Annotated in this window: 12 protein-coding genes; 1 reads left to right on the forward strand and 11 read right to left on the reverse strand. The window is 38.6% G+C overall.

Going from position 1 to position 13650, the window contains the following annotated elements:
- Positions 1–2: 2 nt before the first annotated feature.
- The 8 genes from AC25CA_RS10530 to AC25CA_RS10565 all read right to left on the reverse strand — a co-directional run bounded on the left by AC25CA_RS10530 (position 3) and on the right by AC25CA_RS10565 (position 8788).
- Entirely contained in the window at positions 3–1877 is a 1875-nt protein-coding gene (locus AC25CA_RS10530; protein WP_486813780.1) for an ATP-dependent nuclease, read from the reverse strand.
- 56 nt (positions 1878–1933) lie between these two features.
- Complete coding sequence (locus AC25CA_RS10535) at positions 1934–2680, reverse strand: hypothetical protein (RefSeq protein ID WP_486813781.1); 747 nt, start codon at positions 2678–2680, stop codon at positions 1934–1936.
- Between the two features lie 118 nt (positions 2681–2798).
- A complete protein-coding gene (locus tag AC25CA_RS10540) occupies positions 2799–4193 on the reverse strand; it encodes a hypothetical protein (protein WP_486813782.1) in 1395 nt (464 codons plus the stop codon).
- Between the two features lie 120 nt (positions 4194–4313).
- The gene (locus tag AC25CA_RS10545; protein ID WP_486813783.1) at positions 4314–5426 is read right to left on the reverse strand and encodes an LPO_1073/Vpar_1526 family protein; all 1113 of its coding nucleotides are present in this window, start codon (positions 5424–5426) and stop codon (positions 4314–4316) included.
- Positions 5413–5688, reverse strand: coding sequence for a hypothetical protein (locus AC25CA_RS10550; RefSeq protein ID WP_486813784.1), 276 nt, complete (start codon positions 5686–5688; stop codon positions 5413–5415). Before AC25CA_RS10550 ends, AC25CA_RS10545 begins: the two co-directional genes overlap by 14 nt.
- A gap of 41 nt (positions 5689–5729) precedes the next feature.
- Positions 5730–5936 carry an HNH endonuclease gene (locus tag AC25CA_RS10555; RefSeq protein WP_486813785.1) on the reverse strand — a complete coding sequence of 69 codons (207 nt, stop codon included), beginning with the start codon at positions 5934–5936 and terminating at the stop codon, positions 5730–5732.
- A gap of 1021 nt (positions 5937–6957) precedes the next feature.
- Complete coding sequence (gene rlmD / locus AC25CA_RS10560; protein ID WP_486813786.1) at positions 6958–8322, reverse strand: 23S rRNA (uracil(1939)-C(5))-methyltransferase RlmD; 1365 nt, start codon at positions 8320–8322, stop codon at positions 6958–6960.
- A 79-nt stretch (positions 8323–8401) separates the two neighbouring features.
- A complete protein-coding gene (locus AC25CA_RS10565; protein WP_486813787.1) occupies positions 8402–8788 on the reverse strand; it encodes an ATP-binding protein in 387 nt (128 codons plus the stop codon).
- 217 nt (positions 8789–9005) lie between these two features.
- Here AC25CA_RS10565 and rd point away from each other — a divergent pair, with 217 nt between their 5' ends.
- Positions 9006–9167: a rubredoxin gene (gene rd / locus AC25CA_RS10570; RefSeq protein ID WP_486813788.1), complete on the forward strand. Its 162-nt coding sequence runs from the start codon at positions 9006–9008 to the stop codon at positions 9165–9167.
- An 18-nt stretch (positions 9168–9185) separates the two neighbouring features.
- Here the strand turns inward: rd and yihA are convergent, their stop codons facing one another.
- The 3 genes from yihA to clpX form a co-directional block, all read right to left on the reverse strand.
- Positions 9186–9815, reverse strand: coding sequence for a ribosome biogenesis GTP-binding protein YihA/YsxC (gene yihA / locus AC25CA_RS10575; protein WP_486813789.1), 630 nt, complete (start codon positions 9813–9815; stop codon positions 9186–9188).
- Between the two features lie 45 nt (positions 9816–9860).
- Complete coding sequence (gene lon / locus AC25CA_RS10580) at positions 9861–12206, reverse strand: endopeptidase La (RefSeq protein ID WP_486813790.1); 2346 nt, start codon at positions 12204–12206, stop codon at positions 9861–9863.
- Between the two features lie 156 nt (positions 12207–12362).
- Positions 12363–13631, reverse strand: a complete 1269-nt coding sequence (gene clpX, locus AC25CA_RS10585; RefSeq protein ID WP_486813791.1) for an ATP-dependent Clp protease ATP-binding subunit ClpX — start codon at positions 13629–13631, stop codon at positions 12363–12365.
- Positions 13632–13650 lie beyond the last annotated feature (19 nt).

Consider the following 13650-nt stretch of genomic DNA (forward strand, 5'->3'; position numbering starts at 1 on the left):
GACTACTCCTTAACGAAATTGAATATACTCTTAATATATTCAGGAATCTTAATACTCTTCCCCTCATTCACTAACTGCTCTTCTAAATAAAATGCAAAGTCTGACTTATGCTCTTCAATGTCAGCAAAATAATCATCAATTATAATTTCTTTAGTCCATCCTTTTGTCTTTAATTTCGCTAAATTTGGTCGTACCAACTTATAAGTATCTAAAAGAACAGTTCTCTCTTTCTCAGTCTTATTTGCTTCTAATATTGCCTTTTCAAATGTATTATCGTTGAATTCAACTTTAATCACCTTGCAGTCATCATATTCTTCTCTCAATTTCGGTGCTCTGTTCTCGGTTATTTTGCCAGCATCCTTATCAGTAATTACGCCACACTTTATGAAATATCCGTTTTTAACAACCTCCAAGAAATGTTTGAAAGCAACCCCATTAACGTTGATTATACTAATCCCCATGCTTTCAAGAGTTTTTCCTGTGTGCATGTTGAACAGTGCTGGTACGAGAATCTGCTCCGATATCCCTTCAACAAGAATAATTCTTCTAGCATAGAACATGCACGAATTAGTCGCATCCAGGTATTTCTTCAAGTACATTAAATGTTTCAGGTCTTTCACCTTTTCGCCAAATCCAGTGGTAATATAATGATACTCCAGAGCAGAATTATCCCTATACAGTATTACGATATCCTCAATATTAACAGAAGTTGCTATATGTGTAGAATGTGAAGTCATAAGCAACTGCGTTTTAACTTCACTCTCGCCATCATCATCTTGTATTTTTCCAATTTCCTTTATTGAATTCGACAAATGTTTTTGCAAGTGAGGGTGCAAATGTGCTTCTGGCTCTTCAATTCCAATAACTCTAAAAATCAATTCATTCTTATCGTCCATCTTCGAAGTCAGATGCGACAAAACAATTGATATATATAATAAATTATTCTTCCCTAATCCATTTCTCTCTATAGAAATAGGATCACGCCCATAAACCAAACTCAACTTCTTTAGTACCTCATTCACTTCTGGTGCTGAAAAACTGAAATTAATCACATCATCAGATTCTGGTCCTGATAGTAAAACCTTTTTCAAATATTCGGTTATGTCATTACTAATTTTCATTAATTTATCATTTTCCTGGATATTTGAATTAAGTGTTTCTAGTGTGCTTTTAATATCCGAGAAATCATTTTCGTAATTTTGCGTCAATATCCTGTATAACAACTTATAATCACTATTTGCGACTAGTTGCTTTTTGGCATCGCGTAGCGCATCAAGGACTTCGTATTTGAGCATTCTTAAGTAATATTGGTCACATTTGTTACTTTCATTATCTCCACCAAAAATTATGTATTCGTACTGTTCAATTGGAAAATCAACATAATCATGTGGCTTATATTCTCCATCTTTGAATTTTTCTTTTAATTTCTCTAATGATCCAATTTGTTCATTAATCCATTTAGCTTTATCAAATCTTGATCTAGGTCTAAACAAATATGTGATTTTCACTTTTGTTAAAGACTTTTCAAAAAACCAATCACCAACCGCAGCCAGTTGCTCTTCACTCATATTCTCCAATACTATTTCAACCTTCACCTCAGGAAAGGCAACGCCACTGAAATCTTCTATTCCTTTTGTCAAAGCACTAATATTCTTTTTGAAATCAAGCTTTGTTTTAAAGTTAATATCTTCAATATCAAGTGTACGCTTTTTAAACATCGTTATATCTTGACTTATAACCAATCCAATTGCCTCAATCAGATTTGATTTCCCTATATTATTTTCTCCAATAATTAAAGTTGCTGGTCTTAAAGGTATTTCAAACTCTTTAGCACCAAAATTCCTATAATTCTTGATTGTTAATTTTGAAATATGCATTATTTCGCCTACCCCTCAATTGTCGTTGTTCACTTAAACACTAGATAAATCATGTTTCATATTTTTAAAACATCTCCATCAAATACAATTTCTTCAATATACTCCTTGAATACATCTAGCAACCGATCTGCCGATTGTGGTGTGTATGATGGAGATTGAGAAATAAATACATAATCCGGCTTCGTTTCAAGGCGAAACTCCTTCTCAGTTAATTCATTCAATTTCACAGCCGTTTCAACTACTTTTGGTTTAATTTTGAATAAGCTCGGATAATCAAGAACTGATTGTTTCTCATACCCCTTTAATTCGATATACCCCGAAAAATCATTGAAGTCTTTCATGTATATTTGCATATAATCCATTTCCCAATTAGGATGCTGAACAAAACTTATTTCCTTAATCCATCTATTAGCAATAGCATATGTAAGGTAATTTCCCTCGTTTAATTTTGACGGGTAGGCTCGATCTCTAACTTCTCTATGCAATAAATCAAATACTACCTCAGTCCATGAAGAACTTCCCAACCCAAAATCGGAATGTGCATCGACGTGTATCACATCAAACGGAATTTTAAGATCTGCTTTTTGAACAAGTTCTCTCCATGCTAAATAACAACCATGATGTTTTTTTACCATACAACCTTTAGCACGACTATTTTTAGATAATTTACACTTCGATTCAAGAAAATCGCAAAATCTGTCTATGTCCCAAGAATAAATTTTCCCTTCTGACACTCTGAAATCAGCAGCATTATCAACTATACCTGATACGAAAAAGTCAAGGTCTAGATCAAGTACTATCATTTATTCCTCCAATTAGTTTGATTTCACTTAATTCTTCCAACTATTCTGATAAACCGAATTTATTACGTTTAGTTATTTTCTCAGTCAATCCTAACCAATCTTCTCTAATTGTTTAAAATTAATTATAGCTGCTTGCTGCAGCTTTAGATTTTGAATCAATGATAACAAGCATAGGTACATTATCATCAATTTCTGAACGTTTTTCGTGCTCAGCAATAATTTTCTTCAGCCGTCCAGAGTTTCCAATATCTACAAACACGAACATTTTTTGTTTCGTTCCTTCTGCAGCCGCATACTGTTCAAGCTGCACGGTATATCCATGTAAATACCGCCCACTTGAAGACAATTTTATTTCACCAACAGTAATATCACCGCCTCGACTTACCTTGAAATCCGCTGGGCCTCTTCCGGCATCGGGTTCAAAACTTATATCCAAATTGTTTGATCGAATATAATGCTTTGCACTGAGGTGTAATAAACGCTGGACAACTCTTTCTCGTTTAGACGATTCTGTCTCAAGAATCGTCTCCCAGCCCTTATTATTTTCAATCCAATCTTTGAAAATAATAAGCACATCCTCTGCTGCTTGAATAGAAGTTTTAGTCTCTATTTCTTCGACATAAAATGAGATGCCAGTCTTTTTCATTTGCTTAAACAGCATTTCAACAAAATAATCCAAATCATTGCTTAACTTCACAGGTGGTGCTGTCAGATTGCGATATGCTTCAATAACACGAGTGCACCTCTCTGGGTCTTTAAACACCTGTTCTTTTAAATAGTTTTTCTTCTGACCCGAAGCCCATTTATGCCACTCTTCGCCAACTGCCGCATTAACTTCTCGACGTATACTCTCGTTTTCACTAATCACTCGACCAATATCTTCCCAACATTTTGCAATCGGTAATTCTTGAAGTATATCAACTGGCAAAAGTAATATTTCACAATCTTTGTAAGGATTAATAACTATCTCATCTCTAAATTGGAGCTCTGGATATGAGTTGGGGTCAATATTCAATTCTTGGTTAATTCGTTTAGTAAATTGAACTATGTCTGGAAGAATGATAGTCGCCACCATATCACTTAGTCTATCGGGACCAATATTCTCTTCAAACAACCCAATAAGTTGAAATATTTCCGGTTGCTTTGAACCCTTTTTGATAATATCAAACGCATCATTCATAACCTGATTCCTAAGTTTTTTTCCAAATCCTGATCCATACTTTGATTCTGAGTACCCAAGATTTATACCATTTACTTCCGAAAAATCAAAAAGTCTGAATGCAGCTTTATAAAACTTATCACCCTTTTTATCTGAAGTTTCCAATAGAGTTGCAATACTACTAAAAAGGTTATTTATAGACGCATATGAATTTTTGAATTCAGGAACTTGTGTTTCTTTTAACCTCATTAAATTAATAAAAAAGTTACTGTCCGTATCAATAATTGAATCAAAAACGCCTTTGTCTACAAATTCATCCTCTACACTCAAATATTCAGATGCAAAAATAGCCATATTTTCATCTCTCCTCAGACAAGTAAATTCGTGAAATTTCTGTATCTCTCCCACATTTGTTCTAATCCAGTATCAATAATTATGGTATTCTTTGCTGCATTAAAGATTTCCACCATTGCCTCAATCTAAGTCAGGAAGAGTTTCATCATTTCTTTTTGCATTAGCATGCGCTAAAACTTTTCCGACCGCCGTTATCGTAAATGAACTTGGAATCTTGTTCCACCATTCTCTTACGATATTCAAGTAAGGGCGTTTTACCAACTCATCACAAAATCTTTTCTTAATGTCAGCCTTTAATGTTCCATTATTCTCATACATTTTATAAATCCGATGCAATTGCTGCTTTTGATTATCTGAAAGCTCAGCTTTTATTGGTATCTTTTTTCCCTCTAAGTTACAAAAATGAGTCCACGCAAGGCTATCAATGCTTTTTTCACTTGCAACTTCGAGCCTCACATATTCTTCATTCAACTCATGATTGCAAAGAATATTCTCTGGCAATGCAACCTCTTTAATCATTTCAATAACTTTCGTATAATCATCCGAATTTTTTTTGATTCCAACTGCACAAAAACCAGACAACTTCTCACTATAGAAATCTTCATACTTTTTTATAGAAACAAATGTAGATGGCCGAACGGCATCCAATATGTCTAAGTGGTCAAGCCACTCTCTATTTTCCGGCAACCTGTCATAGCATATTTTCTTGAATAATCCATCAAGAACATCGAGCCCGTCCGTAATACTTCCAGTAATAGGTTGATAAAATTGTACAGCAAATGCTACAGTCAATCCTAATAAAGCGTCATCCGAGATCTCGTCCACTATTTCAACTGCCTTACGAATTCCTACACGAGTTTTTCTATTATCCCCCTTCTGTATTCTTCTTAATAAGAGCTCCGACAATAATGAATAATCTGCCTCCCTATCAGTTGTAGCAGCGGTCTTATGCGCACTTGTTAATAGAAATTGAAAATCAGGATCAGCAAATGCATTCATTGCGCCATGAACTTTTCCCATTTTTGGAATCAGATCATTTTCAAAGTTCGTTACCCTTTGTGTTGCTAGGCTAAAGGCCTCATTAGTCAAATCTTTCTTAGCAACAGCGAACATCTCCATGAATATTTCTCGCGCCCGTTTTTCTTCTATACCATTATGGATGATGATGGATTGCGCTTGAATCTGTTGCGAGTTTTCACCAGCTTTTTGGACTTGCTTTTCACTTGCCATCATCAACCCTCCCAACTTGCACTTGAGAAGCATGCTCCCCAGCTTTTTGAACTTGCTTAATACTCGAACTAATTCTTCCTGAGTCAACAACAGCTTTTCCACTTCCAATCTCTATAGTTTGGCTCTGATTAGCATATTTCTCAGCATTTTGTACTTGTTTCGAACGACTTTTAATACCTATTCTATATCCCATCGTTCCTCCAACTATTGCGCCTATAAAAAGAGTCATTATTGCAGTTCCAATACCGTCAAAAATCCATTCCATAATCCTCTACGTCCTCCTATTTATAGTATCTCGCTATGTCGTTAACTATCGGCAATAACACTAGCCAACACTTCTATAGATATTCGAAGATTTCGATGCATCATCCTATGGCAATTCGCACATAGCAACACTATCTCTTCAACTCTTGTTTTATCCTCTTCTTTTAACTCAGAAATAGGAATCCTATGATGCCCTTCAATGATATATAACACTATCCCGCGCACGTCCCGAACACGAATCGTATTCACTCCACCGCGAGTTTGGCTTTAATGATGAAATATTCAATGTGTCCTCCTACATAATACTATTGTTCCCTGACCCATTCGCAAAATTCTAAAAATTTCCAAGTTGGATAGAGTTATAGAGACCAAATACTCCTAAGATCTTATAAAATCGAATTAATGCTTCCCTTGATAGCTAAACACTTCGATTGTACTTTATAATCGCTGACGCAACTATTCATTCTAATAATACGCTTCTTTCAATATATTGTCTATTTTTCAATAATAAGTTAAACAAAATAATTTCACTTGTTCTTTTCTTGATAATAGGGCATTTCACTTCTAATCTTTACAACATCCAAAACAGGTAAGCAATTCTGCAAGACTATGCATATAACCCGCGAGCGAGGCAAGATCGGATCACAAGATCAAAAAACTTCCGCGGGGTAGTTGTTCCAGCTCGTTAATATATTGATTCGCTCTTTGACAAAACATTTTTATACCCCCCCTATCGTAATTTGCGGGAGCATGAATGCAGGGCCACCTAACGGTCCCCCTTCGACCGTCTCTAGAGATTTGCCCCCCCTCCCCCTAATTGCATGTATGTATAAAACAAAGCTCCTTGAAGCCATATATGGCCCGTACACGCGTTCTAGTTGTCAATATGTGGTTATGTCACAGAAGATACTCAACGGGCTCAAATCGCATCCTGCGTCCACACTGCTGATATACAGCTATTCAGACAACAAAAAAGATCAGCGCATCGCTTACCCGGAAGTTATCCGGATCAACATGCTGCTGATCTTTACTCATTATTCCATTCTCAATTAGCCTTTGTGGGACCCTCATTTAACAATCAAAACAAGGAGATTTCACTTGGCGATTATCCCTCATAAATACAGATTCCACTCTAATAAATCCTTATATACAAAAAAGATGAAGTGCAACCTTCATCTTTTTTCAATGCATACTATTTTATTGCTATTTATTTTTAAGTCTATCCATAAAAAAATCCGGAAAATGACTATTTACAATTGCTAAATCATTTTTAATTCTTAGATAAACTAACGATCGTTTCGACGTGCGGGGTTGCAGCAAACATATCAACTGCGGTTGTCTTCTCAATCACATAACCCGCTGCCTGTAACTGCTTCAGGTTTTCAACAAGAGAGCTTGCCTTACAAGAAACATAGACAATTCTGGGGGAATTGAAAGCAATAATCTTTTCCAATGTTTTTTCCAAGACACCCATGCGCGGCGGGTCAAGAATAATGACATCTGGTGTAATTCCCTGGTCCGACAATTCGTCGACTTTTTCAAATACATCACCGGCAACAAAATGACAATTCGTCAGGCTATTCTTCTCTGCGTTGATCTTGGCTGCTTCTACCGCTTCCTCCACCAACTCAATTCCATAGACTTCCTTGGCCGTGCTGGCCATCAATTGACCAATGGTACCTGTTCCAGAAAAAAGATCAAATACGATTTGATCGTCAACATCACCTACATACTCGCGAACCGTGTTATAGAGAACCTCGGCTCCTGCTGAATTCGTTTGAAAGAATGAAAACGCCCCGATTTGAAAGGTTAAACCCAGAAGCTTCTCCACCAAGTAGTCTCTTCCATAAAGCAGATTCACCTTCTCCGGTATAACTACATCACCCAGCGTGTCATTCTCCGTGTGAAGGACTCCTACAAGGGTCTGTTCAAGCGGAAGGCTCTTCATTAACTCAAGGTACCCTTCTGTGTCAACTTCGCCCTGTGTGCTTGTAACGAGGTTTACCAAGATCTCCTTTGTAAACTCCGCTCGGCGTACCACCAAATACCTAAGAATTCCTTGATGACTTCTTCTGTGATAAAACGGTGTCCCATTCTTTCTGAAAAAATCCTGGGTAGCAGAAAGAATCATGCGGTAATCTTCATCAACGATCTGGCAATCTGTAACCGGCACAATTTCATAAAACCGTCCCCGCTCATGCATCCCAATAGTGAGGGGACCATCCTTCTCTTGATCGCCGAAGGTAAATTCCATTTTATTCCGATAAGCCGTTTGTTTTGGACTCGGATGCACACCTTCGAAGGTATCGTCTTCAACGCCTGCCGCTTTCAAAATTTTCAGCAGTTGCTTTTCTTTTAGTTGCAGCTGCTTGTCGTAAGGATAGTGCTGATATGCGCAGCCTCCGCAATCTGGGAAGTGCACGCACTGCGATGGAATTTGATCCGGTGCTTCCTCCAAAGTCTCAAGGACACGTCCCACAATCTTACTGCCCTTCTTCTTTACAATTCGAACATGAACCTTTTGTCCAGGTAAGGTGTTCTTCACAATAATCTTTTTATCTTCTGCATAGGCAATTCCCTTATTGGGAAAATCCACATTTTCTATGGTTAAGGCAAATTCTTGTCCTTTTTTCATTCTTATCACCACTCCTTTATTCTTCCCTATTGTATGAGGTGAAGCGATTTCCGTCAATAAAAAAAAGCCCATAAGGGCTTTAGAATCTTAAAACTGCTCGCACATGATTTTGTTGAATGCTCAATTCGTCAGCTAAGGCATTAACAATCATTAGCCCTCGACCGAATTCATCCATACTAGCAAAAGCTTGATTCGGCATTGATACATTCGAAAGGCCATTTCCTTCATCGGCCACTTGAATAACAAGAGATTGATTATGGATCTCGACATTCAAATGCACCCTTCGATGCAGTTCATTTTTATTCCCATGTTTGATCGCATTACTCATCAATTCATCCAAAACGAGCTTTGTATTAAACAAAATCGATGTGTCGTTAATATCCCCAGCAATAACATCTAAGATCTCATCACGGGTTTCTAACATAAGTTTAAAATCGCTTTGAATGTAATTACTATAGATCATCATCGATACCACCCAACATATAGTATGTTCCTTAGTCTTATGATACCCATTTTTTGCAGTTTAATCAAGAAATCTCTAAAGTTCCAATTATTTACACTTCCATTGTTTAGAATTTTCTGACTATTATTTTTTGAAAGTTTTTCCACTTTTGTATGATTAAGAACATAAAACCGGGGGTAGTATTGTATTGATAAACTAGTTCATAAAGGAGGAAGTTAACATGAAATGGGAATGTACAGTATGTGGCTGGATCTATGATCCTGCAGAGGGAGATCCAGACGGAGGCATTGCGCCTGGCACAAAATTCGAAGATATTCCAGATGAGTGGGTTTGCCCAGTCTGCGGTGTAGGAAAAGATGATTTCGAAAAAATTGAAGAGTAAAAGCAAAGCCAGGAGAATTTACTCCTGGCTTTCTGTTTCTTCCTCTTCTTCTACATAAACCTCATCAAGTTTTTGTTGAATTACCTGCAGCAACTCTTCTCGACCCTGTCTCGATTCTGACGAAAATGGAATCAGCAATTCCTTTTCTGCCGGCATCATTAAGGTTTTACGGATGACCGCCATTTGCTTATTCTGCGCAGATCTTGACAACTTGTCCGCTTTATTCGCAACTACAATCCCGCGAAATCCCATCTCCAAAACCATTTTGTACATGGCCTGATCCTCCGGCGAAGGCTTGTGGCGGATATCAACAATCACAACAATTTCTTCCAAACAAACGCGCTGAGTGAAATAGGTATCCATCATTTTCTGCCACGTCTTGCGGGATGATTTCGATACCCGAGCAAATCCATATCCCGGCAAATCGACAATACGAAATTCCTCGTTGATTTTGTAAAAATTCAATGTTTGGGTTTTCCCTGGCTGTCCAGAAGTCCGTGCCAGATTCTTTCGGTTAGTCAAACAATTAATTGTTGAAGATTTCCCCACGTTAGATCGGCCTGCAAAGGCAATCTCGGGGAGCAACTCTTGGGGATAATGCTCTGCCCAAGCTGCTAGTGTTTCAATGTCAGCTGATTTTATAATCATGCTAGCTCCTTTCAAAAAACACGGCAGGCTTTCGCCTGCCGGTCTTTATACCAATGCGTGCTTCAATACCTCATCCATAGTCTTGGCAAAAATAAACTTCATTTGCTCACGAACCTTTTCTGGTATCTTTTCCACATCTTTTTTATTATCAAATGGAATAATCAAGGTACGAATACCCGCTCGATGTGCGGCCAATGTTTTCTCTTTCAAGCCGCCAATCGGCAAGACGCGTCCTCGAAGTGTAACCTCGCCTGTCATGGCAATATCGCCTCGAACCGGTCTTTTGCACAATGCTGAGGTGACTGCTGTTACCATGGTGATTCCTGCAGAAGGACCATCCTTAGGCGTTGCCCCCTCAGGAATATGAATATGCACATCATACTTCTCATGGAAGTCAGGCTCCAAGCAAATGGTATCCGCTATGGTTCGAATATAACTCATCCCCGTCAATGCAGATTCCTTCATCACATCGCCAAGCTTACCTGTTAATTGGATTTTCCCCTTGCCTGGCATAACAGAAACCTCGATAAACAAGGTTACTCCACCTACAGAAGTCCATGCCAAACCTGTCGCTAAACCGATCTGATCTTCCTTTTCAACCTTGTCATACATAAACCGCTGTGGTCCCAGGAATCTGGTCAAATTTGATTTATTAACATGCATGTCAGTAAACCCTTTTGGATCCTCTTGCAGAATCGTTACAACTTTTCTGCAAATGTTGGCAATTTGACGTTCCAAGTTACGCACTCCAGCTTCACGCGTATAACCTGAAATTACTTCTTTTAATGCCGCAGGTGAGAATTTCAATTGGCTGTCTTTCAAACCATGTTGACCCAACTGTTTCGGCACCAAATAACGCTTGGCAATCTCATATTTCTCATTTTCCGTATATGAGCTAATCTCAATAATCTCCATACGATCGCGAAGAGGTCCTGGAATTGTAGAAACTGTATTTGCGGTAGTAATAAACATAACATTCGACAAATCATAAGGAAGCTCCATAAAATGATCGGTAAATGTATTGTTTTGTTCCGGATCCAACACCTCTAGCAAAGCAGATGCAGGATCGCCGCGAAAATCACTGGCTAATTTATCAATTTCATCAAATAAGAATACTGGATTGGTAACGCCAACCTTCTTCATATTTGTGATGATATTACCCGGCAATGCGCCAACATAGGTTCTACGATGACCGCGAATTTCCGCTTCATCGCGCACCCCACCAAGGCTCATACGCACAAATTTTCGATTCAAGCTTCGTGCAACCGATTTGGCAATGGACGTTTTCCCGACACCTGGAGGTCCAACCAAACAAATAATTGGTGCCTTCATTGTCTTAGACGCCATCTTTCGAACAGCTAAGAATTCAATAATGCGTTCTTTCACATCTTCTAATCCGTAATGATCCTCATCTAGCACTTGTCGGGCATAGGAAAGATCTTTGCGGTCTCGGCTTTTCTTTGACCAAGGCAAATCAAGAATCCATTCGATATAGTTGCGAATCACGCCAGTCTCTGCTGAAGACGGATGCAAGGTCCGCAATCGCTTCATTTCCTTCATGGCTTTGTCGCGCGCTTCTTGAGGCATTTTCTTGTTCTGAAGACGCACCTCATACTCCATCAAATCAGATGTAGGATCATCTTCCTGTCCCAATTCTTCTTGAATCGCACGTAATTGTTCTTTCAGATAGTACTCTTTTTGCACTTGATTGATTTGGCTCTTCACTTTTTCAGAGAGTTCCTCTTCAATCTCTAATAGTTCAATTTCTTCCTTGATCATTGCATCCAAACGAATCAATCGTTCAATCGGTTGGAAAAGTTCCAAGATCTCTTGTTTTCTTTCCTGACTCAAACGAATATATGATGCAATGGTATCCGCCAAGCGTCCGGGTTCAAGAATTTCACTTACAGACAACAAGGCTTCCGATGAAATTCGATCACTGACTTTAACATACTGCTCAAAGTTCTTATGCACCATGCGTACAGCAGCAACAATTTCTTTATTCTCATCAAGCTGGCCTTCGTACTCGTATAAAAACTCTTCTACTTCAACTTCAAAATAAGGTTCTGTTGAAGTGATTTCTCTAATTTGCGCACGATTGATTCCCTCAACCAGAACGCGAATCACATCGCCTGGTAGCTTCAGCATCTGTTTCACCTTACAGATCGTGCCTACTTTAAAATAATCGTCCGGTGTGGGATCCTCAATTTTCAAATCCTTCTGAGAGGTCAAAAATATATGAGAATCTTTCACCATTGCCTCTTCTAAGGCTGCAACGCTCTTATCTCTTCCTACATCAAAATGCATGACCATGTACGGAAAGACCGTGAGTCCTCGAAGCGGAATAAGCGGTAAAATCTGTTGCGTTTGTTCAATCGTATACTTTGTCATTCTTATCCCCTCCTATCAATTGGTTCATTATAAATACTACCCTAAAACAGTAAACTTCGTCAATATTTCTGACTTTCTTTTTTAAAATTACCGAATAAGCCTTATTCGGAGAAGTTTTTAACAATTTCGAAGAAAAAACTCACGCATAGCGTGAGTTTAAGAGGCAAATTCCTGCTCTTTATCCTTTGTTTCCTTCTTATCGCTGGTTTTCATCTCAATTTTCGGATCTTTTCCATCCTCAATTGTCTCTCTTGTAATGATACATTTACGCGCATCCGGTGTTGATGGAATCTCGAACATGGCATTTAGCATCACTTCTTCAATCACTGCACGAAGCCCACGAGCGCCTGTTTTTCTGGCTTTTGCCTTTCGAGCAATCGCCACCAAAGCGTCTTTGGTAACCTCCAATTCCACATTATCCAATCGGAAAAGCTCTTGATATTGTTTCAGCAAGGCATTCCGTGGTTCTGTCAAAATCGAGATTAAAGCGTCTTCATCCAGTTCTTCCAAAGCAACAATCATTGGCATCCGACCAACCAACTCAGGAATCAAGCCGTATTTGATCAAATCCTCTGGTTCTGCTTTTTTCAACAATTGACTCAAATCAACAGACGATTTGCTTTGAATTTCAGCACCGAAGCCCAAGGCTTTCTTGTGATGACGTTTTGCAATCACCTTGTCCAATCCATCAAAGGCTCCGCCTAAGATAAATAGGATATTGGTTGTGTCAACTTGAAGGAATTCCTGATGCGGATGCTTTCGTCCCCCTTGAGGAGGAACATTGGCAGTTGTACCCTCAATAATCTTCAACAAGGCCTGCTGAACACCTTCGCCAGACACATCTCGAGTGATAGACGGATTTTCAGCCTTTCGGCCTACCTTGTCAATCTCATCAATATAAATAATCCCGCGTTGCGCGCGTTCCAAGTCGTAGTCTGCCGCTTGAACCAATTTCAAAACAACATTCTCAACATCTTCGCCAACATAACCTGCTTGAGTTAAAGTCGTCGCATCGGCAATGGCAAAAGGAACGTCTAGAATCTTGGCAAGTGTTTGTGCCAACAAAGTCTTTCCAGATCCAGTTGGGCCAAGCATAACAATATTACTCTTGCTAATTTCGACTTCACTGTCTGTTGAATTGTTGTACAATCGCTTGTAGTGGTTATATACCGCTACCGCTAAAGCCTTTTTCGCAAGACCCTGCTGGATGACATAATCATCTAAGGTATTTTTGATTTCTTTCGGTTTTGGTAAATCATCGAGATCGATGTCTTCATGAACTGCTTTGCTCTCTTGAATAATTTCATAACCGAGTGTAATACACTCATCACAAATATAAACGCCAGGTCCGGCGATTAATCGCCGAACCTGTGAGCGTTCTTTTCCGCAAAATGAGCATTTCAATTCGTGTTTTTTATCCGTCATTGAAATCTCCTTTCCTCTA

This window comes from Gottschalkiaceae bacterium SANA (assembly GCA_036323355.1).
Classification (GTDB): Bacteria; Bacillota; Clostridia; order Tissierellales; family GPF-1; genus GPF-1.

Excerpts from the sequence above, each read along its gene's own strand:
- clpX (WP_486813791.1), bottom strand. The coding sequence starts at position 13,631 with ATGACGGATAAAAAACACGAATTGAAATGCTCATTTTGCGGAAAAGAA.
- AC25CA_RS10540 (WP_486813782.1), bottom strand. The coding sequence starts at position 4,193 with ATGGCTATTTTTGCATCTGAATATTTGAGTGTAGAGGATGAATTTGTA.
- AC25CA_RS10535 (WP_486813781.1), bottom strand. The coding sequence starts at position 2,680 with ATGATAGTACTTGATCTAGACCTTGACTTTTTCGTATCAGGTATAGTT.
- AC25CA_RS10565 (WP_486813787.1), bottom strand. The coding sequence starts at position 8,788 with ATGATGATCTATAGTAATTACATTCAAAGCGATTTTAAACTTATGTTA.
- rd (WP_486813788.1), top strand. The coding sequence starts at position 9,006 with ATGAAATGGGAATGTACAGTATGTGGCTGGATCTATGATCCTGCAGAG.
- rlmD (WP_486813786.1), bottom strand. The coding sequence starts at position 8,322 with ATGAAAAAAGGACAAGAATTTGCCTTAACCATAGAAAATGTGGATTTT.
- AC25CA_RS10545 (WP_486813783.1), bottom strand. The coding sequence starts at position 5,426 with ATGATGGCAAGTGAAAAGCAAGTCCAAAAAGCTGGTGAAAACTCGCAA.
- yihA (WP_486813789.1), bottom strand. The coding sequence starts at position 9,815 with ATGATTATAAAATCAGCTGACATTGAAACACTAGCAGCTTGGGCAGAG.
- lon (WP_486813790.1), bottom strand. The coding sequence starts at position 12,206 with ATGACAAAGTATACGATTGAACAAACGCAACAGATTTTACCGCTTATT.
- AC25CA_RS10530 (WP_486813780.1), bottom strand. The coding sequence starts at position 1,877 with ATGCATATTTCAAAATTAACAATCAAGAATTATAGGAATTTTGGTGCT.
- AC25CA_RS10550 (WP_486813784.1), bottom strand. The coding sequence starts at position 5,688 with ATGGAATGGATTTTTGACGGTATTGGAACTGCAATAATGACTCTTTTT.